The sequence below is a fragment of the Pedobacter nyackensis genome, from assembly GCF_900176505.1.
GTDB lineage: Bacteria > Bacteroidota > Bacteroidia > Sphingobacteriales > Sphingobacteriaceae > Pedobacter > Pedobacter nyackensis.
Genome location: NZ_FWYB01000003.1, coordinates 119,526 through 145,608 on the forward strand (window position 1 = coordinate 119,526; position 26,083 = coordinate 145,608).

Sequence of the window (26,083 nt, forward strand, 5' to 3'; positions counted from 1 at the left end):
TGCTTTATGTATTAAATACCTTGTTGTGTAAGGTTACCGCTTCATTTTAATTATACTTATAACTTTTGTAAAGTTAGCTATGAGTTATAAGTATAATTATAATTTTTTCGGTTTTTAATGAAAGTTGTAAGTATACTTATAGCTTTTTGTGATTGGATATCACTGAATGTGATATCCAATCTGATCGTTTCTCATTCATCTGGAACATAAAATCGCCTGGGAAGCAAACACCCACGCATATTCTGGCTGGGCAAGTTTGGATTTGATAAAGTCTGATATAGCGCCAACAAGGACTATAGAAACAGCAGCCAGCTCATACTGATGTAGATGGATGAATAGTGCTGAAAAGCTGCTGCTCACCATAATGCCTGTAGTTGCAGCTAAGCTGTTAATCCGATCAATACGATTAAATGCGTTAATCAAAAACATAATGATCAGCACAGATAAGGTTACACTGGGCAAAAAAGGTAACTCGTAAAACCCAAAAGCATCCTGCAACTTGTAGAGGCGGATATTACCGGGGGTAATCAGAATCAGTGAAGCTATACATGTAATGAAAAGCTTAATATCGTATATGCAAGGGAGATCATCATTGACCCCGATGGCAAAAAGTATCACGCAGGCTGTAAGCAGATAATTATCTAGTAGCATAGGACTATTAAAACTCCATAATAACAAGGGCGTGGGAATAAATATCGCTACACCTTCTCGTCTGGGAATACTTATAGGTTGAATTTTGATTTGGCTTACCTCAATGCTGCAAGGAATGCTGAGCCAGGTTATGAAAATGGAACTGATCCCGATAATCGCATAGTATAATAGGTACTGCTCTTGAACTGGAGTTGTCATCATTTATTTAATTAAATGTCAAGCTTATTGCTAACAATCTAATTTGTTTGAATCAAATGACCCTCGTTTTTTTGGCAATAATTGTTATTCACCGACTTTGGGCATGACAGTACATGACAGACCTATGTTTTGATTGCGCTATTTTAGAGGAACCAAATTTAAAAACCTAGACATGCAGATTCTTTTCGGCGTTATTTTCCATTTTATCGGCGGCTTTGCCTCCGGCAGTTTTTATATCCCTTTTAAAAAGGTTAAAGATTGGGCCTGGGAGACCTACTGGATCGTGGGTGGTTTGTTTTCATGGTTGATCGTTCCGCCTTTGGCAGCCTGGTTAACCATCCCTAATTTTATGGAGATCATCTTCCAAACCAATGGTAAAATATTATTGCTGACTTATTTCTTCGGTTTACTATGGGGGATAGGTGGTTTGACCTATGGATTAGGCGTTCGTTACCTCGGCATATCACTGGGTAGCACTATTATTCTGGGGCTGTGCTCTGTATTTGGCGCGCTAATCCCTTCATTATACTATGATTTCTATCCAACGACGGGTAAAGACAGTCTTTCGGATATGGCCGGTACGCATTGGGGACAAATGGTGTTGCTTGGATTGCTGGTTTGTGTAATCGGTATTGTGATCTGCGGAATGGCAGGGAGCATGAAGGAGAAAGATCTCGTTGCGTCTGGAAAAGCTGATCCATCAAATAAAGAATATAAACTGGGCCTGGGGCTGATTGTATCGATTGTTTCGGGTGTTTTGAGTGCCTGCTTTGCCTTTGGTATTGATGCCGGTAAAGATATGGCCCATCATGCCAATGAAGCCTGGAAAGTGCTTAACCCTGAACAAGGGGAGTTTCTTTACCAGAACAATGTAACCTATGTGGTGATTTTATGGGGCGGATTAACTACCAACCTATTCTGGTGCATGTTGCTGAATTCGCGAAATAAAACTTTTGGCAATTATACCGACAAAAAAGCACCATTACTGAAAAACTACATCTTCAGTGCGCTTGCCGGTACCACCTGGTTTTTGCAGTTCTTCTTTTATGGAATGGGCGAAAGTAAACTCGGAAACGGTGCAAGTGGCTGGATTTTACACATGGCCTGTATCATCCTGGTTGCAAATGGATGGGGATTGGTATTTAAAGAATGGAATGGGGTAAAGAAAAAGACCTTCGCAACCGTAGTAACCGGGATTGTGGTCCTGATTTTATCCATACTTATCGTAGGCTACGGTAATTCAATCAAGTAAAAAACAATTAATTTAAATATTTTTATGAGTACTCGAACAACTGATTTTAAACATGTAAGCTATTTGTGGGATGAAGCAAAGGCTGCTGAAATGGCCGGTGATGAAGTCGCGCTGTTAATCTACCGTTCAAATTTATTAGGTGCTGATTTGCGCTTAACCAATTATGGTGGTGGAAATACGTCTTGTAAGGCCATTGCCAAAGATCCGCTCACCGGAGAAGATACTGAAATTATGTGGGTAAAAGGATCTGGTGGCGATTTGGGTACCTTAAAAAGCAGTGGCCTGGCGGCTTTGTACGTCGACCGACTGCGTAATCTTAAAAATATCTACAGGGGCTTGTCGCACGAAGACGAAATGGTTGAACTGTTTAACCACTGCATTTACGACCTGAACTCGAAAGCACCATCTATTGATACACCTTTACATGGCTTTTTGCCCTTTGCGCACATCGATCACCTCCATCCGGATGCGGCCATTGCCATTGCAGCGGCTAAAGATGGTGAACGCATTACCAAAGAATTGTTTAACGGAACAATCGGATGGGTGCCATGGCAGAAACCCGGTTTCGAACTGGGCCTGATGTTGCGCAAATGTCTGGATGAAAATCCGGGTATAAGGGGCATCATGTTGGGTTCTCATGGTTTGTTTACCTGGGGTGATACGGCTTACGAGAGTTATATGAATACCCTGGAAGTGATTGAAAGGTGTGCTGCATACCTGGAAGAGAACTACGGTAAAAAAGGTCCTGTGTTTGGTGGACAAAAAATAGAAAGTGCTGCTAAAGAACAACGCGCTAAGCAAGCTGCGGCTATCGCTCCGGTATTGAGAGGCTTCTGTTCCAGCGAAAAACATATGGTAGGTCATTTTACCGATGATGCAAGGGTATTGGAGTTTATTAACTCGAACGACCTTGACCGCCTGGCTCCATTGGGGACTAGCTGTCCGGATCACTTTTTACGCACTAAAATCAGTCCGCTGGTACTGAAACTGGAGCCTAACGAAGACCTTACTGATATTAAATCATTAAAAGAAAAATTAGCGCCTGAATTTGAAGCTTACAGGAAAATGTATGCGGAATACTACAATTCATGCAAACACAGCAATAGCCCTGCCATACGTGATGCCAACCCGGTGATTATCCTTTATCCTGGAATCGGAATGTTTTCTTTCTCTAAAGACAAGCAAACGGCAAGGGTAGCTGCAGAGTTTTACACCAACGCCATCAATGTGATGAAAGGGGCGGAAGCCATTTCTGAATACACTTCTTTACCGAGACAGGAAGCGTTTAATATTGAATATTGGTTGTTGGAAGAAGCTAAACTGCAAAGAATGCCTAAAGCTAAGCCCCTTTCAGGAAAAATTGCCCTGATTACAGGTAGTGCAGGCGGTATTGGAAAGGCTATTGCCCGTAAGTTTGTAGAGGAAGGTGCTGTAGTAGTACTAAATGACATGAACGCGGAACGTTTGCAAGGTGCAGCCGATGAGTTTGCCGCTAAGTTTGGTAAAGACAGCTATGCAACTGCAGTGTTGAATGTAACCAGTACTGAAGACATTGCTGCGGCATTTGATGTTGCTGCACTGGCCTTTGGTGGTGTAGACATCATCGTGAACAATGCGGGTCTTTCGATTTCGAAAACCATTGCCGATCACACCGAAAAGGATTGGGATCTGTTGTATGACGTGTTGGTAAAAGGCCAGTTTTTTATTACTCAGGCTGCGGCAGGCGTGATGCAGAAGCAGGATATAGGTGGTGATGTGTTGAACATTGTAAGTAAAAACGCACTGGTTAGCGGTCCAAATAATGCCGGCTACGGTAGTGCTAAAGCTGCTCAGCTACATTTAAGCAGATTGAACGCTGCTGAACTGGGCGCAGATGGTATCCGAGTAAATGTGGTGAATCCAGATGCAGTAATCAGTGATAGTAATATCTGGGCAGGCGGATGGGCTGAAGGTCGTGCAAAAGCTTACGGAATTACCGTGGCGGAGTTGCCTGCTTACTATGCAAAACGTACCTTGCTTAATGAAATAATTTTACCGGATGATATTGCCAATGCTTGTTTTGCCTTTGTAGGTGGACTGCTGAACAAATCAACTGGAAATGTATTAAATGTGGATGGTGGTGTAGCTAATGCCTTTGTCCGTTAAAAACCTAAGAAATGAACATTGAAAATTATCAGATAGAATCACACAATAGCGATCTTTTAGCTAAACATCAGCGTAAACTGGCATTTGTTACGGAAGAGGTTTCGAATGCTCAGGATATCATACAAAAATTGATTGATTTCCAGATCGGGATTCCAAGCTGGGCATTGGGCACGGGTGGTACACGTTTCGGTCGTTTTTCTTCCGGTGGCGAGCCTCGCAACATTGAAGAAAAGATTGAAGATATAGGTTTGTTGCATAAGTTGAACGCAGCGAGTGGTTCAATTTCCTTGCATATTCCATGGGATACTGCAGAAAATGTACCTGCAATAAAAGCATTGGTTGCGCAGCAGGGCTTAAGTTTTGATGCCATGAACTCCAATACTTTTCAGGATCAGGCCAATCAGGCGCATAGCTACAAATTCGGCTCTTTACAGCATGTAGATAAAGCAGTAAGGAAGCAAGCGATTGACCATAATATTGAAGTAATCCGTCAGGGCGTTGAGCTGGGATCAAAAGCATTAACCGTTTGGTTGGCCGATGGCTCTTGCTTCCCGGGACAATTGAACTTCCGCAAGGCTTTTCAAAACACCTTGGAAAGTTTACAGGAAATATATGCCGCATTACCGGCAGATTGGAAAGTGTTTGTGGAGTATAAAGCTTTTGAACCAAATTTCTATTCAACAACTGTGGGAGACTGGGGCCAATCGTTACTGTATGCCAACAAGCTCGGCCCTAAAGCCTTTACGCTGGTCGACCTTGGTCATCACCTGCCTAATGCAAATATCGAGCAAATTGTGGCTTTATTGCTGATGGAAGGTAAACTTGGTGGTTTCCATTTTAACGATTCTAAATATGGTGATGATGATTTAACTGCTGGCAGTATGAAGCCTTACCAGTTGTTTCTCATCTTTAATGAACTGGTTGAAGGAATGGATGCACGCGGCATGAACCACAGTAAGGATTTGGGCTGGATGATTGATGCATCTCATAATGTTAAAGATCCGCTGGAAGACCTTCTACAATCGGTAGAAGCGATTATGCTGGCTTATGCGCAGGCTTTGTCGGTAAACCGCACAGCTTTGCAACAGGCACAAGCGGAAAATGATGTTGCCCGTGCACAGGAAATCCTGCAGCAGGCATTCCGTACAGACTTACGTCCATTGGTAGCCGAAGCGCGTTTACGTGCCGGAGCAGCATTGGCACCGCTTGATTTGTTCAGGAAATTTAATGTGAGACAGGAATTGATTAAAAGTCGTGGTTTAAACACTGTGGCAACTGGATTGTAATTAATGGAATTAAAGATGAAGCCGACTCCCGTAATAGCTGTGTTTGATGTGGGTAAAACCAATAAAAAACTGTTCCTTTTTGATGAGCAGTATAAAATTGTTTTCGAAAGATCTGCGCGGTTCCTGGAGACTGTTGATGAAGACGGGGATCCCTGCGAAAATCTGGAAAGTCTGCGGTTGTCTATTTTTGATTCCCTTAGGGAAGTATTCAAAAACCCTGCTTTTGAGGTTAAATCCATCAATTTTGCTACTTATGGGGCCAGCTTTGTATACATTGATGAGGATGGGAAACCATTAGCGCCACTGTATAATTACCTTAAAGCCTATCCGGAAGATTTAAAGGAACAATTTTACAATACTTATGGGGGAGCAGCCGAGTTTTCTAACCGGACTGCATCTCCTGTTTTAGGCAGCCTAAATTCAGGAATGCAGTTGTACCGTATAAAGTACGAAAAGCCGGAGCTGTTTGCGCAAATAAAGTATGCACTTCATCTGCCTCAGTATTTGAGTTACCTGATTTCAGGTGAGGCCTATTCGGATATTACCAGTATAGGATGCCATACCAATTTATGGGATTTTACTAAAAATGATTATCATGAATGGGTTAAAAAGGAAGGTATAGCGGAGAAACTGGCACCGATAGTTGCGGCTGATAGTGTGATTCCGGCAGCCTTTCCGGGCAATAATTATGCGGTTGGCCCTGGTGTTCATGATAGCTCGGCGGCTTTAGTACCTTACCTGGTTAACTTTCATGAGCCTTTTGTGCTGTTGTCGACCGGAACCTGGTGCATTAGTTTAAATCCTTTTAATTCCAGTCCGCTTACAGCAGATGAACTGGAGCATGATTGTCTGTGCTATTTGCAATACGAAGGGAAGCCCGTGAAAGCTTCGCGTCTTTTTTCCGGATACGAGCACGAACAGCAGGTGAAACGCATTGCCGCTCATTTCGGTACAGATGTGATTGCTTACCGCTCAGTGCCTTTTGATCCTAAAATTATTGAAGAACTTCAGCAGATGGGTAAAGAGGAGGAGTTTGCAAAACGCAACCTTAATGCTTATGCTACGGATGTGATGGCTTATCATCAGCTCATCTTAGATCTGGTGAATCAGCAATACATTTCTACCAAAAGGGTGCTGGATGGAACTGCGGTGAAACGGATATTTGTAGATGGGGGCTTTAGCAAGAATGCCATATTTATGAACTTATTGGCGATGGCTTTTCCCGAACTGGAGGTGTTTGCAGCTTACATGGCGCAGGCTACAGCCGTTGGAGCAGCCCTGGCTATCCATAAATCATGGAATACCAAGCCCTTGCCTAACGATATTATTGAGCTAAAATATTATGCAGGAGGAACGGTTTTAAACTAATTACTCCTATATTAACCCGATGAAGCCGGTGAAATTTTTTGATTACATCCATGTAGATGAGTATTCATCAACGCCAAAGTACTTGCAGTTAACTAACTCTATTCTTAGTGCGATAGAATCCGGCAAGATTCAGAACGACTACCTGCTGCCTTCTATTAATGAATTGAGTTGTGAACTGGATATTTCCAGGGATACTGCCGAAAAGGGGTACAAATACCTTAAAAAGATTGGGGTGGTAGGCTCGGTGCCTGGTAAAGGGTATTACATCATCAGTACGGATTTCAGACGAACGCTTAAGATCTTTCTACTTTTTAATAAGCTAAGCGCGCATAAGAAAATCATTTACGATGCCTTTATTAAGGCTTTAGGTGATCACGTTGCCGTTGATTTTTACATTTATAACAACGATTTTAACCTCTTTAAAAAGCTGCTCTCTAATAAGAAGGAGGATTATTCGCATTATGTGATTATTCCTCATTTCATGGAGGGGCATGACATGGTGCATGAAGTGATTAATCAGATTCCTAAAGAGAAGCTGGTGATGCTCGATAAGCTGGTACCTGGGGTAACCGGTGAATATGCAGCCGTGTATGAGGACTTCGAGAACGATATTTACAATGCACTTGAGCAGGCCCGTGAGCATTTGAGTAAATACCATACCATTAAGATCATTATGCCAAAGCGAAGTTATTATCCGATGGAGATTTTAAAAGGATTTTATCGTTTTTGTCAACAATATGCATTTACATCAAAAGTCGTAAACCAGATTCTTACTGAAGAAATTGGAGAGGGAGAGGTTTATATCAATCTTATGGAAGATGATCTGGTGATATTGATCGAGCGACTCGTTAACCTTAAGCTAAAGCTGGGTAAAGATGTGGGGGTGATTTCTTACAATGAAACACCTTTAAAGAAGATCATTTTGAATGGCATTACGACTGTCTCAACAGATTTCAGACAGATGGGTGAGATGGCAGCCAATCTTATCCTGGAGAACTCTAAAGCGCACCAGGAGGTGCCTTTTCATTTAACCCTTCGTGCCTCTTTATAGATTCGGTTTAAGAAAAACGGCCTGTATCATTAATCATGATTACAGGCCGTTTTTTTATTGCAATGCTGATTAAATCAGCATTTTATTAGAATACGAAACCGATACGAACACCAGTGATAACACTTGGGCTCAGATCAAAGCTGTTTCCAGCAGATTTGTGAGTAACAGTAGTTGTAGTTCCAGCAGCTGTGTTGGTTACAGTAGTTTCACCGTCTTTTTCATATGCGAAACCGAAACCAGCTTCAGCACCTAAGTATAAACGCTTAGCGATATAGTAATCAGCACCTACAACACCACGTAGACCAAAAATAGTGCTACCTGGACCTTTTGTTTCGCTGCTTACACCGTCAGCATATACTGGCGCAGCAACTGCACCTGTTGCATTTTCGTAAGTAGTTTTAGTTGATGATCCACCGATAAGGAAATCAGCACCTACATATGGAGATAAACGATCAGTACCTGCAAAGTGTTTCTCAACACCTAAGTTGATCAAAAACTGAGTTTCAGTTCTTTTAGCAGAACCTGTTTTGTCTGCATTAGGAGTTCCGATAAGGCCATAAGCGTTACCTTTATCAGTTGAAGAACCTACGTTAAAGCCTAAACGGAAAGCTAAGTTTTCTTTGTGGAAATAACGGAAACGCAATAAACCAGCGCCATCGTTTAATTCGAAGTTTGTATCGTTGATACCACCTGTTAAACCAAATTCAGTAGTAACATCACCTTTAGCTGGTTTGAAATCTTGTGCTTGAGCTGCTAAACCTAACATAGCAACGCTTAATGATAGTAATAATTTTTTCATTAGTATTTGTGTTTTTTATAAATAATATGGCCGCAAAATTAGCCTTAATACATTCAAAAATGTCAATCGAATGTCATTACAATTGGGTTTTAGGCTAACGCCTTGATTTGCTGACTGATGAATTTATGGGCATTGAGCAACCCATTTACAAAGATTTTTGCACATAAAAAAATGGCCAGACTGTGAGGTTTGGCCATTTCTTTATAGGGTTAATATTGTTAATTATGATGCGATAGTAGCTGTTTTTCTGCTTACTGCAATTTTCTTTATAGTTGTGATGATGGCATTGGTATCATAGCCACAAAGCGCCCATAATTCAGGTTGTTCGCCATGTTCTATAAACTCATCAGGGATGCCTAATCTGATGACCTGAGCATTGTATTTATGATCAGCCATAAACTCGAGTACAGCGCTTCCCATTCCGCCTTGTATGCAACCATCTTCAACGGTTACTACATGCTTGTAGCGTGTAAATACATCATGTAACAGTGCCTCGTCTATAGGCTTCACAAAACGCATATCAAAGTGTGCGGGATGGATTCCCTCGCTGTTTAGCTCTTTGCAGGCTTCAACAGCGAAATTTCCAACATGGCCAATGGTTAATATGGCTACATCTTCACCGTCACAGATCTTTCTGCCTTTACCTACTTCAATGGCTTTAAACGGACGTTTCCAATCTGGCATGACTCCAGTTCCACGAGGGTAGCGGATAGAGAACGGACCTGCATTTTCGAGCTGTCCGGTATACATCAGGTTACGTAACTCTTCTTCGTTCATAGGTGCTGCAACCGTCATGTTTGGAATGCAACGCATATAGGCAAGGTCGTACGCCCCGTGATGTGTAGCGCCATCAGAACCGGCAACACCGGCACGGTCAAGGCAAAACACTACATTAAGGTTTTGTATGGCCACATCATGGATCACCTGATCGTATGCCCTTTGCATAAAGCTGGAATAGATGTTACAAAAGGGAACCAATCCCTGAGTAGCTAAGCCAGCCGAGAAGGTTACGGCATGTTGCTCTGCAATCCCCACATCAAATGCGCGGTTTGGCATCGCCTTCATCATGATGTTCATCGATGAACCTGAAGGCATAGCAGGAGTAATACCTACAATATTTTTATTTGCTTCAGCCAACTCAACCAGGGTATGTCCAAAAACATCCTGGTATTTAGGTGCCTGCGGCTTATCTGATACTGATTTTTTAATCTCACCTGTGATCTTATCGAACAAACCCGGCGCATGCCATTTGGTCTGGTCTTTTTCGGCCAGCGCAAAGCCCTTACCTTTTAAAGTCACACAGTGTAAAAGCTTAGGGCCGGGAATATCTTTTAAATCCCTGATTACCTGAGCCAGACGTTGTACGTCGTGCCCGTCAACCGGACCGAAATACCTGAAGTTCAGTGCTTCAAATAAATTACTTTGGTGCAGTAAGGTGCCTTTTATGCTTTTCTCAATTTTCTTAACAAAATTGTGCGCATTGGGGCCAAGCTCAGAAAGCTTGATCAGTACATTCGAAATGTCGTCCCTGAAGCGGTTGTAAGATTTTGAAGTGGTGATGTTTGTTAAATATTCCTTTAAAGCGCCAACGTTAGGGTCGATAGACATGCAGTTGTCGTTCAAAATCACCAATAGGTTTGAATTCTCAATCCCTGCGTGATTTAAACCTTCAAAGGCAAGTCCGGCCGTCATAGCGCCATCTCCAATTACTGCAACGTGCTGGCGGTCTGTTTCTCCCTTGTAATGTGAAGCTACAGCCATACCTAATGCCGCAGAAATTGATGTAGAAGAGTGTCCTACACCAAATGTATCGTATTCGCTTTCGCTGATTTTAGGGAATCCGCTGATTCCATTTATGATGCGGTTGGTATGAAATACCGACTTCCTTCCGGTTAATATTTTATGACCGTAGGCCTGGTGCCCTACATCCCATACCAGCTTGTCGTAAGGGGTGTTTAATACATAATGTAAAGCAACAGTTAACTCAACAACACCAAGACTGGACGAAAAATGTCCCCCATTCACACTCACCACGTCAATGATATACTGACGTAGCTCCTGGGCTATTTGCTCTAAGTCTTGTTCTTTATACCGCTTTAAATCAACAGGATAATTTATGTTGGGTAATAACGGACCTTTAATATCTTCCATGCAGGCTTTATAGAATAGAAAGTACAAAGTAAGGTATTTTGTTATTAAACTAAGAAGGAAAATCGCTAATTTTACAAAAAAATACATTGATAAATGACTAGAGATACATTAATTTTTGATTTGATTGACAAAGAATTGGCCCGTCAGGAGAATGGTCTGGAACTGATCGCGTCAGAAAACTTTGTAAGCAAACAGGTGATGGAAGCTGCAGGTTCTTGTTTAACCAATAAATACGCTGAAGGCTTGCCTGGTAAAAGGTATTATGGTGGATGCGAGGTAGTTGATAAGATCGAAAAACTTGCAATTGATCGTGCTAAAGAACTTTTTGGTGCAGAATGGGTAAACGTACAACCGCATTCAGGCGCTCAGGCAAATGCTGCAGTAATGCTTGCAGTACTTAACGCAGGAGATAAAATTCTTGGTTTTGACTTGTCACATGGTGGCCACTTAACTCATGGTTCTCCGGTTAACTTTTCCGGAAAATTGTATCGTCCGTTATTTTACGGTGTAAAAAAAGAAGACGGTTTGATCGATTACGCTAAATTAGAAGAGATAGCTTTCGAAGAACGTCCTAAATTAATCATTTGCGGTGCATCTGCTTATTCTCGCGACTGGGATTATAAATTTATCCGTCAGGTAGCCGATAAAATTGGGGCATTGGTTTTGGCTGATATTTCTCACCCATCAGGCTTAATTGCTCATGGATTATTAACAGATCCACTTCCTCATTGTCATATCGTAACCACAACAACACATAAAACTTTACGTGGTCCTCGTGGTGGTATGATCATGATGGGTAAAGATTTTGAAAACCCATTTGGTTTAAAAACACCTAAAGGAGAAACTAAAATGATGTCTGCTCTCTTAGACATGGCTGTTTTTCCTGGAACTCAGGGTGGCCCGTTAGAGCACATTATTGCTGCCAAAGCAATTGCATTTGGCGAAGCTTTAAGCGAAGAATACGCAACGTATATCGCTCAGGTTAAGGAAAATGCAGCGGCTATGGCTAAAGCGTTTGTAGCAAAAGGATATGATCTTGTATCTGGTGGTACTGACAATCACTTGATGCTGATTGATTTGCGTAATAAAAATATCACTGGTAAAGTTGCAGAAGCCGCGTTGGAAAAAGCAGACATTACGGTGAATAAAAATATGGTTCCTTTTGATGACAAATCTCCATTTGTAACGTCAGGAATTAGAGTTGGTACAGCAGCGATCACCAGCCGTGGCTTTAAAGAAACGGAGATGGCAGAAATCGTTGATCTGATTGATCAGGTGATTACTAACGCAGAAGATGAAAATAATTTAGCAGAAGTAAAAGAAAAAGTGATAAGTTTAGTTAGTCGTTTCCCACTATATAAAGAAACGGCTTTAAAAAGCTAAATGTTAACAGAAGATCCGCATTCATCAACCAATGAGAATAAGCGTGTAAATGCGTTACATGGCCATAACATCCTTGATACTCCAGAGCATCAATTCGATAATATTGCCAAATTAGCATCATTGATATGCAGCGCACCCATCGCATTAATTGCATTGGTTGATGAAGACCGGGTCTGGTTTAAATCTTTAATAGGGATTACTTTCAATGAAATCCCCCGCGGAATATCCTTTTGTGAACATACCATCCTCGGTGATGGTGTATTCGAAGTATATGATGCCCTGGTTGATGACAGGTTTAAAAATCACCCCTCCGTAATAGAAGAACCTCATGTGAGATCTTATGCCGGCGCCTTGTTGATCGATGAGAACGGTTTTAAGCTGGGCACAGTATGCGTTTTTGATGTCGTACCCCGACAGTTTAGTGATAACCAGAAAGAAGGTCTGGAAACGCTCGCTAAAGAGGTGATGATGCATATTTCGCTGAAAACAAAAACGGAGCAACTTGCCGCCAAAACCCATCGTTTTGAGGAACTCCTTGACATTTCTGCCGTATCTCCTGAAATACATTGCATTCTGGATAGCCAGGGTAAAGTGTTGTTTATTAATGATTCCGTTACAAATATTCTGGAATATAGTGTTCAAGAAGCAATAGGTCTGAACATGTGGGGGTTCTGCCATAGAGATGATCTGGACCTGGTGGTGGAAACCATTGAGTGTGGACTTAGAAAAGGGACTAAGCAATTTTTGATCGACTTCAGAATTGTAAGTAAGACCGGAGTAATCAGGTGGATCAGCTGGACAATGGTGACTAAAAACAGTCGCTGGTATACTTATGGTAGAGATATTACCGACAATAAGAAGGTAGAATCCGAATTGCAGGTATTATCCCTGGTGGCCAGCGAAACCAATACAGGTGTGAATATTTCTGATGCCAAGGGCTATACCACATGGGTTAATCATTCGCTGGAGCAATTGATCGGCTATTCGATAACGGAACTTCAGGGGAAAAGACTTGGTGATATATTGAGTACGGAGATTGATGACGCCCAGCGGTTGCTGATAACCGAATCAAGAGCGCGGGCACAAAATAAGCAGGCCTACTCCATAGAAGTGCAGGCCGCAAAGAAAGATGGGACGCCTGTGTGGCTTGCGGTTTCAAATACGCCCATCATCGATGCGAATGGTAATCTGGAAAGGCAGATTGACCTGATTACCGACATTACCCAGCGTAAGCAGGTAGAACGTGAGATGGTAGAAGCAAAGGAGCAGGCTTTACAGCTGAGTGAAGCTAAGGAAATGTTTCTTTCGGTGATGAGCCACGAGATCAGAACTCCGTTGAATGCAGTGATTGGAATAACCCATCTGCTGATTGAAAATGATCCTAAGCCATCTCAAGTAGAGGATTTAAACATTCTTAAATTTTCCGGAGAGAACCTGTTGAACATTATTAATGATATCCTTGATTTTACAAAAATAGAAACAGGAAATCTGCAGCTAGAGTCGTTTCCTTTTAGTTTAAAGGCGCTCACAAGCGATATCATAACCTCATTAAGTGTTAATGCGGGTAAGAAGAACGATCAGCTGGAGCTATTGTATGACGATCAGATCCCTGAGTTGGTGCAGGGTGATAAGACCAGATTATACCAGATCCTGATGAATTTATTGGGGAATGCAATTAAGTTTACCGATGGTGGCAAAATCAGTTTAAAGCTGAATCTTATAGCTTTACATGAGGAGCATGTTGAAATCCATTTCGATGTTACGGATAATGGTATTGGTATCCCTGAAGATAAGCTAAATTATATCTTTGAGACTTTTACCCAGGCTAAAACTGATATTTCGAGGAAGTACGGAGGTACAGGACTGGGATTGGCGATTACTAAAAAGTTGTTGGAGTTGTATCATTCCGAAATTCAGGTTTGCAGCTCAGAAGGGGTAGGGACATCTTTTTCTTTTACGCTTAACTTTGGGACAGCACTGGCCGCTTATCCGGAATTTCCACCAGCAGTGCAGTCTGCTGTATTTAACGGTAAGAGAATATTGATCGTGGATGACAATGAGATTAATTTACTAATTGCCAGACGTATACTAGGTAATCTTGGCCTGCATATAGATTTTGCCTTTACCGGAGAAGAAGCCATAGAAAAAATTCAGCAGGATATTTACGACCTGGTTTTTATGGACATCAAAATGCCTGGTATGGACGGGTTTGAAGCAACACGTAGCATAAGAAATATACCGGGCGATTATTTCAGAAATGTTCCTATCATAGCCTTAACGGCATCGATCTTGCATAACGAACACAATAAATTTAAAGATTCGGGGATGAATGGCCATATTTTAAAGCCTTTTAAACCTGATGATATCAGAAATCTGCTGTCTGTGCATTTGTAAGCAATATTTTTCAGGTAGCATTAACGGATTCTTGTATTCAAGAACTCGCAAGCCAGGTTCACTGCTGTTTGTATTGTTATACTTGTGTGGTTTTGGGGAATCTGGTAGCAGATTTTTGCCTGATAGGGCTTAAAAGATAAAGGGCCGAAAATCCATAGAATGGATTATCGACCCTTAAATTAACGCTCTCACAACAAAGATGGGAAATATTTTTGAATTGCAAAATATTTTTGAAGTTTTTTTATCAATATTTTTTGTAATAGCTATCTAGCTATGATGAATTACGGTGGTTTTATTCGGCGAAGGCAACGGTAGCGATGCTGAGCTTACTGATGTTGTTTTCAAATAGTACCATTCCGCAAGCTTCGAGGGTAGCGCCTGTTGTAATTACATCATCAACCAGTAAAATGTGTTTGTCATTTAGTATTTGTTTATCTGCGACAGAAAATACCTGTTGCATGTTCTCAAAGCGGTTATACCTGCTTTTTTTCGTCTGACTGGCCGTTATCTTTTTTCTGATTAAGCTATTGGTGTTTACCGGTACTTTTAATACGGCTGCAATGCCTTCGGCTATGCATAAGCTCTGGTTATAACCCCGCCGGCGTTCCCTACTCAGGTGCAATGGCACAGGGATGATCAGGTCTATGCCTTCATATGCAGCGCTCATCAGCAATTTTTGAGCAATCATGTTGCCTAGCTTTACGCCCAGATCTTTGCGGCCTTTATATTTCAAATGATGGATGATGCTTTGGGTACGGCTGCCCTTTTTAAAATAAAGGAGCGACAGCACTGCATTGCAGGGCAGGCGGCCCCATAGCTGTCTGGCTGCTTTATTCGCTGCGTGAAGGTGATGGTCGGTATAGGGCAGTTGATGAAGGCATACCGTGCATAACTGCCTTTCAGCCTGGTATAGGTAGTTTCCGCATCCGCAACACAGATCGGGAAATAGGAGGCCAAACAGATCCCCTAATAAACATTTGAACAGCATCATGCTGTCAATCTATGTTGTTTTAACGTAAGGCTGGTAAAAAAGCGCTAGTTTTGCTCTTTAACGGCAAGTTGTCCGCACGCTGCGTCAATATCTTTACCGCGACTACGTCTGATGTTGGTGGTGATACCCTGACTTTTCAGGTAATCAGAAAAAGCATCGATTTTGTCGCCATCGGCATTAAGGAAATCAGCAAATTGAATAGGGTTATATTCAATCAGGTTTACCTTACAAGGGATATGTTTACAGAACTTAGCCAGTTCCATTGCATCCTCAATTTCATCGTTAAAATGGTTGAAAACGATGTATTCGTAGGTTACCGGATTTTTGGTCTTAGCGAAATAATACTTTAATGACTCTGAAAGGGCCTTTAACGAATTGTGCTCATTGATTGGCATAATTTCATTACGCTTCTTGTCGTTCGCTGCGTGTAAGGATAGGGCCAGATTAAACTTCGCACCATCATCTGCCAGCTTCTTGATCATTTTCGAAATACCTGCTGTGGAAACTGTTATCCGTTTGTATGACATGTTCAATCCATCGGGAGCAGTAATGCGCTCAATGGATTTCATTACGTTGGCGTAATTTAGCAATGGTTCGCCCATACCCATATAAACGATATTGGTAAGGGGAGCATTGTAGTTTTTCTTCGCCTGCTGATCAATAAGTACAACCTGATCATAAATCTCGTCTGCATTCAGATTTCTTTTACGATCCATATAACCTGTTGCACAAAACTTACAGGTTAAGCTACAGCCAACCTGAGAGCTTACACAAGCTGTCATGCGGTCGTCCATAGGAATCAAAACACCCTCCACAATATTGCCGTCATATAATCTGAAGGCATTTTTGATGGTATGGTCGTTGCTGAACTGTGAATTGTTTACTTCTACCACATTGATGGCATAGTTCTCATCCAGTTTATTCCTAAGGTCTTTAGAAAGGTTGCTCATTTCGGCAAAAGAACGTGCCGATTTTTCCCAAAGCCATTGGTAAACCTGTTTTGCCCTATAGGCAGGTTCACTCATCGCTGTAAAGTGCTGTTGTAGCTGGGGAAGATCCAATGAACGGATATCTATTTTATTTGTTGCAGACATTGGGCGCAAAGGTATCAAAAAAATATGCTTTCCCCGTCATGCTGGGCTCATTTTGATTCGCAGAGGTTTGTAAGTCAGTATTTTGCGTACGCATTACTGATTTATTAAGCCCGGGACGATGAGATCAGAGGGGAAAGAATTAGGGATATATAATTGGATTAGCGTTTTGGGCTTCTGGTTTTAGCCCCAGGAGTGCCTGATCTTCCGCTACCCGGTTTAACCGGTCTTCTGCTTGGACCACCGGCTTTAAACCAATCGTTTCCTCCTGTGCCTGGCTTTTTGGCTGCCGGAGTTTTACCGAATGATTTGCCTTTACCTCCAGCCGCACGTTCATCACGGGTTACTGAAGCTGGTGCTGCTTTTCCTGGTCTTTTACCTGCCGGGCCTCTGCCTGAAGCTTTTGGTCCGCCGGCTCTGCCTCCGGATCTTCCAGGAGTAACATTTTCCGAGAAATCTTCTTCAGCCTGAGCTTTAGGTTTTTTATTCACACGTTTCGGTGCAGATGCGGCTTCCGAAGCGCTTGATTTTGCAACCAGGTTATAGATTTCAGTTTGTTCTTCATTGGTAAGTTCACGCCATTCGCCAACAGGAATGCCCTTTAAGCTAACGTTCATGATGCGTACACGCTCCAGTTTGGTTACCTCAAATCCGAAATGCTCGCACATTCTTCTGATCTGACGGTTAAGACCCTGGATCAATATGATTCTAAATACAAATGTACTCTCTTGTTTTACTTTGCATTTTTTTGTCATTACACCCAATACCGGAACACCCTTGGCCATGCCAGTCAGGAAAGCCTCAGTAATTGGTTTATTTACAGTAACGACATATTCTTTTTCGTGATTGTTGCCGGCTCTTAGAATTTTATTCACCAGGTCGCCATTATTAGTCAGGAAGATCAACCCTTGAGAGTCTTTATCCAAACGTCCGATAGGGAATACTCTTTCGCTATGGTTCACATGATCAACCATATTGCTTTTAACACCGGCCTCTGTAGTACTGGTGATGCCTACTGGTTTGTTATAAGCGATCAGGATAGAGTTTTCAACTTCTTTTGGTTCTATTGTTTGGCCGTTTACGGTTACGATATCGCCAAAATATACCTTATCGCCTACTTTAGCTTTTCTGCCATTGATAATTACATTTCCTTGCTCAATATATCTGTCGGCCGCTCTTCTTGAGCATAAACCGCTTTCACTAATGTATTTATTTAACCGTGTGGTAGAGTCAGACATGAATATGGGTATTTATTAATTTACAAAGAACGATAAAAATAACCATTCTTTTCAGAGCCTGGCATCTTTTCTGAAAAAGAAAAGCGCCTCAGGTCTCCTCAAAGAAGGTAATTTTTATGTCAAACAGGGTGGGAAATCTTAAATCAATTCTTGCCCTGATTTAGAAATCGAAAAACTCGCTTAAAAACGACTTCTTCTTTTTGTGTGGATTCCTTTTGTAGTAATCATCGTCGTGGTCTTTATTATCATAGCGTTTATAGTCGCTGTCGTAGTTTTCCTTTTTGGAATAGTGATTTGCTGAATGCGCTATGATTTTCTCCAACTCTCCGCGATCCAGCCAGATTCCGCGGCAATTAGGACAATAATCAATTTCAACACCGCTTTTTTCGCTCATTAATAGGGTTTCGTTACATGAAGGACATTTCATAATTCTTTCAAAATTAGTTATCAGATATAATTAATGCTATGTAACGAAAAATTCGGCACTTTAATGTCTGCGTATCAACAATGATATAATTAAGACATCTCAGTTTCATCGGCACTAGGCCCATAACTGCCCGGTATAGGAATGTTGAGCATACGCAGGCAAACGCCGAGTTGGGCCCTATGATGAATAATTTGGCTAAGGCTCATTCTTATAATTGATGCTTTTGGTTCTTTGCTGTAAATCTGATCACCTTTCCTTAATACCCACAGGTTATCCAGTTTGGATTCGTTTTCGGGTTTGAGTTCTGCTTTTCCATCAGCAAGTGATCGCTCGAAATAGGCTAGTAGTTCCTCTTTAGTGTTCAGATCTTCAGGGATGTAGGGGTTGTTTTCGAAATCCAGCTCATCAGTATTTAGGGCCATAGTAACCCATGATGGCAATTCGGCAATATGGGTGGCCAGTCTTTTGATACTCATGCTTTTTGGGTGCAACTGCCAGTCAAATTTTTCGGTTGGTACGCGCTCTAACATTTTGCGGGTAGTTACTGCTTCTTTTTCCAACTCCTCTAAGTACATGCTGATTCTGTTCATAATTTTCTTCGTTTGTTTTTGTAAGACAAAGAAAACATGGGCGACTGACAACCCTATGGCAGTCTGTTTTTAGATAGGAATTAATAATTTACCGGTAACAGTTTTATGTATTCATTTAGTGAAATATGCGCGGTTTTTCGGAAAGGGAGGTCAAGCGTTTTGACATGAATGATTCTTGAAACCCTAAAGTCGCGGTATTCATTGCGTAGGTGACACCAGGCAATCAGATGCCAGTTGAAGGCATAAAAAATTAGTCCAATAGGCTCCACCTCACGTTTACTGCCCTCGGCATTATAGTTGGCATAAGCGATTTCAATAATTGATTGTGCAGAAATGGCATTTTGCAAAGGCGATAAATGGTCAAATTCATTCTTGATGGATTCAGGTAACTGCAGTTTGATGTTGTTGTTTAAAAACTCCAGTTTTTCCTTTTGAGAATGTTTTAATACGGCTTTTACTTTATTTAAAGCGGTGTTGTAATGGGTCGTAATCGATTGGTCGGTGAAACCAGCAACAAGTCGTTCCATAATTAATAAGGCATTCGCTTCCTCCGAATTGAATGAAACAGGCGGGAGGAAATAACCTTGTACAATGTAATAACCTTTCGGTTGTTCGAAACTGATAGGGACCCCTTGCTCCAGCAATGCCTTGATATCCCGATACACAGTTCGCGTGCTGATTTGAAACTGTTCTGAGATTTTCTCTGCGGAAATATATTTCTTGGTTTGCAGTAGTAAAAGTATTCCAAAAAGGCGGTCTATTCTGTTCATCTGAATTTGAAAGGTTATCTTCATACAAATGTAACCGGCTAAGAGGAAATAGTAGTTTTTAGGTGGAAAAATCTTTTATTTGCGTATGATTTCTCACATATCAGCAGCGTATGTTTACCCAGTGGTTGCTGCGCCTATAAAAAACGGGGTGCTTGCAATTGATTCGACCGGAGTGATTCAAGCTATTTATACAGCGCAGGAAGCAAAGGAAAAGCAAATCAAGGATATTGAATACCATGATGGCATTCTGGTTCCCGGATTTGTAAATACCCATTGCCATATTGAATTGTCTAACCTGAGAGGTAAGATTCAGCGACATACAGGTTTGCCTGATTTTGTTAAATCGGTAATTAAGTTGCGGACTTCGGACGAATATGAATTGAACCTGGCCATTTTAAAGGCTGATATAGAGATGTATGAGAATGGAATTGTAGCTGTTGGCGATATTTCCAATCAGTTGATCTCAAGGTCGCTGAAAATAAGTACGCCGGTTTATTACCATACTTTTTTAGAAATAATGGGCTTTAATCCTGAAGTGGCTGATGATGCCATGAAAAGGGCGGAGCAGTTTAAACAGGATTTTGGTGCATTGCCGGTTTCTATTGTACCTCATGCGCCATATTCAGTATCACCTGAATTGTTTCAGGCCCTGGGCGAATATGCCGGAGCCGAAAAAGGTCCGCTGACCATACATAACCAGGAAACTGCTGATGAGAATGCTTTTTTTGAAGAGAAAACAGGGGATTTTTTAAACCTCTTTAAATTTCTTGGACAGGATGTTGAGTTTTATCAACCTTCAGGGAAAACCTCTTTGCAAACTTATTTGCCTTTGCTGCCAAAGGATGTGAGAACCTTACTGGTACACAATACGCATACTTCTGCTGCAGATGTAGCATTTGCTGAAGACATTCATCCCAATTTGTATTGGTGCTTATGTCCGAATGCAAATTTATACATAGAAGATATGCTGCCTGATGTAGATATGTTGAGGGCGGCAGACCTGAAAATTACGCTTGGAACGGATAGCCTGGCGAGTAATGATGCCTTAAGCATCCTTTCGGAGATGACTCTGTTGCAGGAGCGATTTGATGTTCCTGTGGAGGAATTGGTAAAATGGGGTACTTTTAACGGCGCTGAATTTTTAGGTATCGCAGATCGCTTTGGTAGTTTTGAACCAGGTAAGCATCCGGGCATAAACTTGCTTGGCTTTAAAGAAGAAAATGGTAAAGTAGTTTTGAATAATAAGATAAAACGTTTGTTTTAACGTACTTACTTATATAATATGGCGAATAAGATTACTGAACTATTTGGAATAGAATATCCGGTTGTACAGGCTGGAATGGTATGGTGCAGTGGCTGGCGATTGGCTTCGGCAGTTTCTAATGCAGGTGGTTTGGGGATTATTGGTGCCGGCTCCATGTATCCTGAGGTTTTACGCGGCCATATCAGAAAATGTAAGTTGGCCACAACAAAACCATTCGCGGTAAATGTACCTTTGCTTTATCCCAACATAAAGGAGATTATAGAGATTATCGTTGAGGAGGAGGTTCGCATCGTGTTTAGTTCGGCGGGGAATCCGGCTACCTGGACAAGCTTTTTAAAAGAAAAGGGCATCATTGTAGTGCATGTAATTGCCAATACAAAATTTGCTTTAAAAGCAGAATCCTGTGGGGTTGATGCGATTGTGGCTGAAGGCTTTGAAGCCGGAGGGCATAATGGAAGGGAGGAGACGACCACAATGTGCCTGATTCCGATGATACGGGATGCGGTTAAAATACCTGTTATTGCAGCCGGAGGGATTGGAAGCGGAAGAGCAATGCTGGCGGCGATGGCGCTGGGCGCTGATGGGGTTCAGGTAGGTTCGGCATTTGCGGTTTCGGAAGAGTCGTCGGCTCATCCTCATTTTAAAGAAAAGATTGTAGATGCTGGTGAAGGCGATACAAAGCTGAGCCTGAAGAAACTGGTTCCGGTGCGTTTACTTAAAAATGAGTTTGCTGATGCAGTAGCAGAAGCTGAGGCTAAGGGTGCTGATGCGGAAACACTGGAGCGTATTTTAGGTAGAGCCCGTTCTAAATTAGGTATGTTTGAGGGGGATATGGAACAGGGAGAGCTGGAGATCGGTCAGGTATCAGCGATGTTAAATGAGATAAAGCCTGCTGCGGAAATATTGAACGGGATTTGGGAAGCGTTTTTGCAGGAAAAAGAGAGGCTTTGCAATTTGAAACTCTAAGGAGTGATGCCGTTTGGAAAGGTATTTTTGCACAATTAGAAAATGAACAATGGAGATAAAACATATACAAATTAAGATTACTGGGAAAGTGCAAGGCGTATCTTTCAGGGCTGTTACTAAGGTAGTTGCCGACCAGATGGGGATTAGAGGGATGATTAAAAATGAAGTGGACGGCAGCGTTTACATAGAGGCCGAAGGGGATGATACCTTACTGGAAGTCTTTACGGATTGGTGCAATGAGGGGACAGACCGCGCTAAGATTGAAAATGTAGAGATTACCCCGGGATCTGTCAAAAACTATCAGAACTTTGAAATCATTAAGAAATAGATGTCATCAATAAAGAGATTTCTTGGACAGACAGCTATATATGGTGTTACTACAGTAGTTTCCAGGCTATTCAATTTCATACTTACGCCACTTTTTACCGATGTATTTCAGCCGGGTGTATATGGGATCTTTACAAAGATGTATGCTTCGGCATCTATGATCAATGCCATTCTTGCTTTTGGTATGGAAAGCACATTTTTCAGGTACCTGAATAAGCATGAAGATAAAAAACAAGAGGTTTACAACAATACATTTTTCTGTGTAGCCCTTATCGCAACACTCTTTTTAATATCGGGTATCATTTTTTCTTCGCCCATTGCTGCCTATTTTGCCAGCGGACCTGAGGAAATGGCCGATTATAAAAAGTACGTACACTATTTTGTGTGGTTACTTTTTATAGATGCGATCTGCGTAATTCCATTTGCCAAGGTTAGGGCTGATGGGCGTCCGATGCGGTATAGTCTGATCAAATTCCTGAATATTGGCAGCTTTATTGGCTTCAACTTACTCTTTTTATTTGGCGTTCCTGCCATCATTAAATTTGGCGGCCCAATAGGGGAATGGCTTGGTTTATGGTACAGGACCGAATGGGTTGGATATGTTTTTATTTCAAATCTGATAGCAAGCGTGCTGACTTTGATTTTGCTTTTGCCTGAATTGATGAAGCTGCAGTTTAAGTTTGATAAGGAACTTTTTGGTAAAATGGTTTCCTATTCATGGCCTGTTTTGGTGGCTAACCTTTCTTTTGTGGTGAATGAAAATCTGGATAAAATGATCATTACCCAGCTGGGGGTTTCTGAATATAATCTGGGGATTTATGGCGCCGTTTGTAAAATTGCAGTGTTTTTAAGTTTGTTTATCACGGCATTCAGATTAGGAGCAGAACCTTTCTTTTTTAGTCACGCTAAAAGTGCAAATGCCAAACAAACCTATGCGATGATTTTGAATTATTTCGTCATTACCCTGGCCGTTATTTTTGTTGGCTTGATCGCAAATATTGATATCCTGAAGTATTTCATTGACCGGGAATATTGGGTGGGCCTGAACGCTGTGCCTTTTTTATTGCTTGGTTATGTGTTCCTGGGGATTTATGTCAACCTGTCTATCTGGTATAAATTGTCTGATCAAACAAAGTTTGGCTTGTATATTTCTGTTGTGGGTGCAATAACCACTATAGTTTTGAATATTGTATTGGTGCCCAAATATGGTTATATGGGCTCGGCTTGGGTATCTATGCTGGCTTATTTTGTGATGATGCTGATTTCGTATATTTTGGGACAAAAACATTATCCTATTCCTTATGATTTGAAAAGGATGCTTGCTTATCTGCTGGTTTCGGCGGTATTGGTGGTGCTTTCTTTTTGGGTATTTAACAGGAATATCTATATTGGTAATGCCTTGCTATTGATCTTTTTAGCGGGTGTGGTTTATTTTGAAAAAGATCAGTTGAAACTTATATTAAAAAAACGATGAACATAAATATCATTAACAATTCCGGACATCCATTACCACAATATGAAACTGCTCATGCAGCAGGTATGGATATGCGTGCTTTTATAGAAACTGAAATTACGATTAAACCTTTACAGCGTGTATTGGTTCCAACAGGTTTATATATTGAACTTCCGGTAGGATATGAGGCGCAGATTCGTCCGCGTAGTGGTTTGGCTTATAAGCACGGCATTAGCATAGTGAATTCGCCGGGTACCATTGATGCAGATTACCGTGGAGAAATTAAAGTGCTTTTGGTAAACTTGTCGGACACCGATTTTGTAGTAAACAATGGCGACAGGATTGCACAGATGGTGATTGCAAAGCATGAAACCATCGCCTGGAATACAGTTGAAGAATTAAGCGACACCGCCCGTGGTGCGGGTGGTTACGGACATACAGGTAAATAAATGATGAAGTATAAAGTACTTTTACTGGTGTTGCTGGGCTATGGCCCGATACTGTTTGCCCAGAAGCCTGCGGTTTCTAAGGTAGATACGGCCATGATAAAAGTACTTTTCTTTGCTGGTTTACGTGATAAACTAAATGAGGATTACAGCAAGGCGAACGAGAGTTTCAATAAGATTCTGAGCCTTGATCCGAACAACGCTGCAGTGCACTATGAAGTTGCGGTGGTAAACTACAGACAAAATAACCTTTATGAAGCCGAAGTGGCGATTAAAAAGGCTACTGCGATTGAGGCAAATAATACCTGGTATTGGATGTTGATGGCGGAGTTGTACAAGCGTAAAGGTGATATGTTGGCTATGACTGGTGTTTTAAATCAGTTGATCAGGCTTTCTCCCGAGAAGCCGGAATATTATTTTGATCGGTCTAATGCTTATTTGCTGGCAGGAAAAACTGCTGAAGCGATGAAGAGTTATGATGAGGTGGAGAAAAAATTTGGATCTTCAGATGAATTGACCAGACTTAGACGACGGGTAACTTTGGGTGGCCGGGAAGCGCTATCTTCGGAGGGTATTGGTGATGCTAAACAGGTTAAAGAACCTACTGCTGAGGAGCAAAAAATACTGCTTGCCGAAAGTTTGTATAAAAAAGGCGATCTGAATGGAGCATTGACCCAATTTAAAGCAGTATTGGAAAGCAACGAGCAGTCTTACAGGGCCTGGGAGCAGGCTTTAAACATACAATTACTATTAAAACAGTATAAGGATGCCATAAAAATGGCAGATGCAGCGTTATCTATATATCCTAATCAGGCCATTTTGTACTATTTTATGGCTTTAGCCCTGCAACAGGATCACCAAAATGATCTGGCTTTGACAAATGCCAAATCTGCTTTGGAACTGGATGCGGAGAATGGAGTTTACCTGGAGCTTTATGGAGATATTTTATTTTTAAAAGGGGATAGGGAGCTGGCTCTGGTACAATGGAAAAAAGCCAAAGCAGCAGGGAATGGTTCGGAAAAACTTAATAAGAAGATTAATGAGCGGAAATATTTGGAATAATTTATTGTGTGTGGCTTTACTTTCGGTAAGTATGACAGCCTGTAAAACCAGGAAAGTAGCGGTGCTGAACCCAAAGACTGTTGTGACTGAACTGAGCAATAAGAATGCGGAGAATATTCTACTTTTAAAATCTAAAGATTTGTCTTTTAATACCCTGTCGGTTAAAGCCAAAGCTAAGCTGGATTTTGGGGGGAGTAAGAACAATGCTACAATGAATATCAGGATGGAAAAGGGGCGCCGGATCTGGGTGAGTGTAACTGCTCTTGCTGGGATTGAAGTTGCAAGAGCCTTGATTACTCCGGATAGCATTAAGGTGCGGAACAATTTTCAGAGCGTTTACTTAAAACAACCTTTTAGTTATATCCATAAATTTGCCAGTAAACAGGTGAGCTTTGAATGGCTGGAATCTATTTTATCCGGCAATACGATCCCTGATTTTTTGAATGAACAAGCTACAATAGAGCAGACAAACGGACTGTGGATGCTGCAGGGTGAGAAGGAAGCCCTTGCATATAAGGTGCTCTTTGATGGGGTGATGAAGGTGAGTGAAAACAATATCAATGATACCCGGTCTGGACAGGCTTTAAAGGTTCAGTATAGCGGGGCTTATCAGGACCTGGGAGGCTCGTTATTTCCCAATGGCGTAACGATAAACTCGATGACGGGTGCTAAAATCGTAAACATTGAATTAGAGTATTCTGGGGTTCAGCGCAATGTTCCGCTTGATTTTCCGTTCAGTGTTCCTGGGAAGTATGAAGTAATAAACTGATTTTTTTTATA

23 protein-coding genes are annotated in these 26,083 nt (G+C 41.5%); 14 read left to right on the top strand and 9 right to left on the bottom strand.

The features are described from left to right. Window positions 1–195: 195 nt before the first annotated feature. A complete protein-coding gene (locus B9A18_RS08635; RefSeq protein ID WP_084288882.1) occupies window positions 196–852 on the bottom strand; it encodes an MraY family glycosyltransferase in 657 nt (218 codons plus the stop codon). A gap of 169 nt (window positions 853–1,021) precedes the next feature. Between B9A18_RS08635 and rhaT the strand changes: the two genes are divergently transcribed. Genes rhaT through B9A18_RS08660 form a run of 5 tightly spaced genes read left to right on the top strand, consistent with a single transcriptional unit; the run spans window position 1,022 to window position 7,951 of the window. Beyond that, window positions 1,022–2,101 carry an L-rhamnose/proton symporter RhaT gene (rhaT, locus tag B9A18_RS08640; RefSeq protein ID WP_084288883.1) on the top strand — a complete coding sequence of 360 codons (1,080 nt, stop codon included), beginning with the start codon at window positions 1,022–1,024 and terminating at the stop codon, window positions 2,099–2,101. 24 nt (window positions 2,102–2,125) lie between these two features. After that, window positions 2,126–4,246, top strand: coding sequence for a bifunctional aldolase/short-chain dehydrogenase (locus B9A18_RS08645; RefSeq protein ID WP_084288884.1), 2,121 nt, complete (start codon window positions 2,126–2,128; stop codon window positions 4,244–4,246). Window positions 4,247–4,257: 11 nt separating this feature from the next. After that, a complete protein-coding gene (locus B9A18_RS08650; RefSeq protein ID WP_084288885.1) occupies window positions 4,258–5,532 on the top strand; it encodes a sugar isomerase in 1,275 nt (424 codons plus the stop codon). A 15-nt stretch (window positions 5,533–5,547) separates the two neighbouring features. Continuing rightward, window positions 5,548–6,900 carry an FGGY-family carbohydrate kinase gene (locus B9A18_RS08655; RefSeq protein WP_084289105.1) on the top strand — a complete coding sequence of 451 codons (1,353 nt, stop codon included), beginning with the start codon at window positions 5,548–5,550 and terminating at the stop codon, window positions 6,898–6,900. 19 nt (window positions 6,901–6,919) lie between these two features. Then, the gene (locus B9A18_RS08660) at window positions 6,920–7,951 is read left to right on the top strand and encodes a substrate-binding domain-containing protein (protein WP_084288886.1); all 1,032 of its coding nucleotides are present in this window, start codon (window positions 6,920–6,922) and stop codon (window positions 7,949–7,951) included. Window positions 7,952–8,036: 85 nt separating this feature from the next. On the opposite strand, the gene B9A18_RS08665 is transcribed toward B9A18_RS08660, so the two are convergent. Continuing rightward, a complete protein-coding gene (locus B9A18_RS08665) occupies window positions 8,037–8,750 on the bottom strand; it encodes a BT1926 family outer membrane beta-barrel protein (protein ID WP_084288887.1) in 714 nt (237 codons plus the stop codon). Between the two features lie 222 nt (window positions 8,751–8,972). After that, window positions 8,973–10,901: a 1-deoxy-D-xylulose-5-phosphate synthase gene (dxs, locus tag B9A18_RS08670; RefSeq protein ID WP_084288888.1), complete on the bottom strand. Its 1,929-nt coding sequence runs from the start codon at window positions 10,899–10,901 to the stop codon at window positions 8,973–8,975. Window positions 10,902–10,994: 93 nt separating this feature from the next. Between dxs and glyA the strand changes: the two genes are divergently transcribed. After that, the gene (gene glyA / locus B9A18_RS08675; protein ID WP_084288889.1) at window positions 10,995–12,284 is read left to right on the top strand and encodes a serine hydroxymethyltransferase; all 1,290 of its coding nucleotides are present in this window, start codon (window positions 10,995–10,997) and stop codon (window positions 12,282–12,284) included. Further along, a complete protein-coding gene (locus tag B9A18_RS08680) occupies window positions 12,285–14,678 on the top strand; it encodes an ATP-binding protein (protein WP_084288890.1) in 2,394 nt (797 codons plus the stop codon). Window positions 14,679–14,970: 292 nt separating this feature from the next. Here the strand turns inward: B9A18_RS08680 and B9A18_RS08685 are convergent, their stop codons facing one another. The 6 genes from B9A18_RS08685 to B9A18_RS08710 all read right to left on the bottom strand — a co-directional run bounded on the left by B9A18_RS08685 (window position 14,971) and on the right by B9A18_RS08710 (window position 19,809). Continuing rightward, window positions 14,971–15,669 (bottom strand): ComF family protein, encoded by a 699-nt coding sequence (locus B9A18_RS08685; RefSeq protein WP_084288891.1) that lies wholly within the window; start codon window positions 15,667–15,669, stop codon window positions 14,971–14,973. Between the two features lie 44 nt (window positions 15,670–15,713). Then, window positions 15,714–16,763: a dual-specificity RNA methyltransferase RlmN gene (gene rlmN / locus B9A18_RS08690; RefSeq protein WP_084288892.1), complete on the bottom strand. Its 1,050-nt coding sequence runs from the start codon at window positions 16,761–16,763 to the stop codon at window positions 15,714–15,716. A gap of 158 nt (window positions 16,764–16,921) precedes the next feature. Further along, window positions 16,922–17,998, bottom strand: coding sequence for a 23S rRNA pseudouridine(2604) synthase RluF (rluF, locus tag B9A18_RS08695; RefSeq protein WP_084288893.1), 1,077 nt, complete (start codon window positions 17,996–17,998; stop codon window positions 16,922–16,924). Between the two features lie 160 nt (window positions 17,999–18,158). After that, window positions 18,159–18,425, bottom strand: coding sequence for a TFIIB-type zinc ribbon-containing protein (locus B9A18_RS08700; RefSeq protein WP_084288894.1), 267 nt, complete (start codon window positions 18,423–18,425; stop codon window positions 18,159–18,161). 89 nt (window positions 18,426–18,514) lie between these two features. Continuing rightward, window positions 18,515–19,015, bottom strand: coding sequence for a DinB family protein (locus B9A18_RS08705; protein ID WP_084288895.1), 501 nt, complete (start codon window positions 19,013–19,015; stop codon window positions 18,515–18,517). A gap of 80 nt (window positions 19,016–19,095) precedes the next feature. After that, window positions 19,096–19,809, bottom strand: a complete 714-nt coding sequence (locus tag B9A18_RS08710) for a helix-turn-helix transcriptional regulator (protein WP_235005271.1) — start codon at window positions 19,807–19,809, stop codon at window positions 19,096–19,098. 61 nt (window positions 19,810–19,870) lie between these two features. Between B9A18_RS08710 and B9A18_RS08715 the strand changes: the two genes are divergently transcribed. The 7 genes from B9A18_RS08715 to B9A18_RS08745 are packed head-to-tail and all read left to right on the top strand — an operon-like array spanning window position 19,871 to window position 26,072. Then, window positions 19,871–21,049: an amidohydrolase family protein gene (locus B9A18_RS08715; RefSeq protein WP_084288897.1), complete on the top strand. Its 1,179-nt coding sequence runs from the start codon at window positions 19,871–19,873 to the stop codon at window positions 21,047–21,049. 18 nt (window positions 21,050–21,067) lie between these two features. Then, on the top strand, window positions 21,068–22,015 hold the full coding sequence (locus B9A18_RS08720) for an NAD(P)H-dependent flavin oxidoreductase (protein ID WP_084288898.1): 948 nt from the start codon (window positions 21,068–21,070) through the stop codon (window positions 22,013–22,015). A 49-nt stretch (window positions 22,016–22,064) separates the two neighbouring features. Next, on the top strand, window positions 22,065–22,343 hold the full coding sequence (locus B9A18_RS08725; protein WP_317048227.1) for an acylphosphatase: 279 nt from the start codon (window positions 22,065–22,067) through the stop codon (window positions 22,341–22,343). Continuing rightward, window positions 22,344–23,816: a lipopolysaccharide biosynthesis protein gene (locus tag B9A18_RS08730; RefSeq protein WP_084288899.1), complete on the top strand. Its 1,473-nt coding sequence runs from the start codon at window positions 22,344–22,346 to the stop codon at window positions 23,814–23,816. Further along, complete coding sequence (gene dut / locus B9A18_RS08735; RefSeq protein ID WP_084288900.1) at window positions 23,813–24,244, top strand: dUTP diphosphatase; 432 nt, start codon at window positions 23,813–23,815, stop codon at window positions 24,242–24,244. The genes B9A18_RS08730 and dut overlap by 4 nt, the downstream gene beginning before the upstream one ends. Continuing rightward, window positions 24,245–25,303 (top strand): tetratricopeptide repeat protein, encoded by a 1,059-nt coding sequence (locus tag B9A18_RS08740; RefSeq protein ID WP_084288901.1) that lies wholly within the window; start codon window positions 24,245–24,247, stop codon window positions 25,301–25,303. Further along, window positions 25,281–26,072, top strand: coding sequence for a lipoprotein insertase outer membrane protein LolB1 (locus B9A18_RS08745; protein WP_084288902.1), 792 nt, complete (start codon window positions 25,281–25,283; stop codon window positions 26,070–26,072). The genes B9A18_RS08740 and B9A18_RS08745 overlap by 23 nt, the downstream gene beginning before the upstream one ends. The last annotated feature ends 11 nt before the right edge of the window (window positions 26,073–26,083 follow it).

What these genes read in the sequence shown, in the direction of transcription:
- B9A18_RS08665 (WP_084288887.1), bottom strand. Translation starts at nt 8,750, where the DNA reads ATGAAAAAATTATTACTATCATTAAGCGTTGCTATGTTAGGTTTAGCA.
- B9A18_RS08730 (WP_084288899.1), top strand. Translation starts at nt 22,344, where the DNA reads ATGTCATCAATAAAGAGATTTCTTGGACAGACAGCTATATATGGTGTT.
- B9A18_RS08650 (WP_084288885.1), top strand. Translation starts at nt 4,258, where the DNA reads ATGAACATTGAAAATTATCAGATAGAATCACACAATAGCGATCTTTTA.
- B9A18_RS08705 (WP_084288895.1), bottom strand. Translation starts at nt 19,015, where the DNA reads ATGAACAGAATCAGCATGTACTTAGAGGAGTTGGAAAAAGAAGCAGTA.
- B9A18_RS08715 (WP_084288897.1), top strand. Translation starts at nt 19,871, where the DNA reads ATGATTTCTCACATATCAGCAGCGTATGTTTACCCAGTGGTTGCTGCG.
- B9A18_RS08635 (WP_084288882.1), bottom strand. Translation starts at nt 852, where the DNA reads ATGATGACAACTCCAGTTCAAGAGCAGTACCTATTATACTATGCGATT.
- B9A18_RS08660 (WP_084288886.1), top strand. Translation starts at nt 6,920, where the DNA reads ATGAAGCCGGTGAAATTTTTTGATTACATCCATGTAGATGAGTATTCA.
- B9A18_RS08745 (WP_084288902.1), top strand. Translation starts at nt 25,281, where the DNA reads ATGAGCGGAAATATTTGGAATAATTTATTGTGTGTGGCTTTACTTTCG.
- B9A18_RS08720 (WP_084288898.1), top strand. Translation starts at nt 21,068, where the DNA reads ATGGCGAATAAGATTACTGAACTATTTGGAATAGAATATCCGGTTGTA.
- B9A18_RS08740 (WP_084288901.1), top strand. Translation starts at nt 24,245, where the DNA reads ATGATGAAGTATAAAGTACTTTTACTGGTGTTGCTGGGCTATGGCCCG.
- B9A18_RS08655 (WP_084289105.1), top strand. Translation starts at nt 5,548, where the DNA reads ATGAAGCCGACTCCCGTAATAGCTGTGTTTGATGTGGGTAAAACCAAT.
- glyA (WP_084288889.1), top strand. Translation starts at nt 10,995, where the DNA reads ATGACTAGAGATACATTAATTTTTGATTTGATTGACAAAGAATTGGCC.
- B9A18_RS08700 (WP_084288894.1), bottom strand. Translation starts at nt 18,425, where the DNA reads ATGAAATGTCCTTCATGTAACGAAACCCTATTAATGAGCGAAAAAAGC.
- dut (WP_084288900.1), top strand. Translation starts at nt 23,813, where the DNA reads ATGAACATAAATATCATTAACAATTCCGGACATCCATTACCACAATAT.
- B9A18_RS08725 (WP_317048227.1), top strand. Translation starts at nt 22,065, where the DNA reads ATGGAGATAAAACATATACAAATTAAGATTACTGGGAAAGTGCAAGGC.
- dxs (WP_084288888.1), bottom strand. Translation starts at nt 10,901, where the DNA reads ATGGAAGATATTAAAGGTCCGTTATTACCCAACATAAATTATCCTGTT.
- rlmN (WP_084288892.1), bottom strand. Translation starts at nt 16,763, where the DNA reads ATGTCTGCAACAAATAAAATAGATATCCGTTCATTGGATCTTCCCCAG.
- B9A18_RS08645 (WP_084288884.1), top strand. Translation starts at nt 2,126, where the DNA reads ATGAGTACTCGAACAACTGATTTTAAACATGTAAGCTATTTGTGGGAT.
- B9A18_RS08680 (WP_084288890.1), top strand. Translation starts at nt 12,285, where the DNA reads ATGTTAACAGAAGATCCGCATTCATCAACCAATGAGAATAAGCGTGTA.
- rluF (WP_084288893.1), bottom strand. Translation starts at nt 17,998, where the DNA reads ATGTCTGACTCTACCACACGGTTAAATAAATACATTAGTGAAAGCGGT.
- B9A18_RS08685 (WP_084288891.1), bottom strand. Translation starts at nt 15,669, where the DNA reads ATGATGCTGTTCAAATGTTTATTAGGGGATCTGTTTGGCCTCCTATTT.
- rhaT (WP_084288883.1), top strand. Translation starts at nt 1,022, where the DNA reads ATGCAGATTCTTTTCGGCGTTATTTTCCATTTTATCGGCGGCTTTGCC.
- B9A18_RS08710 (WP_235005271.1), bottom strand. Translation starts at nt 19,809, where the DNA reads ATGAAGATAACCTTTCAAATTCAGATGAACAGAATAGACCGCCTTTTT.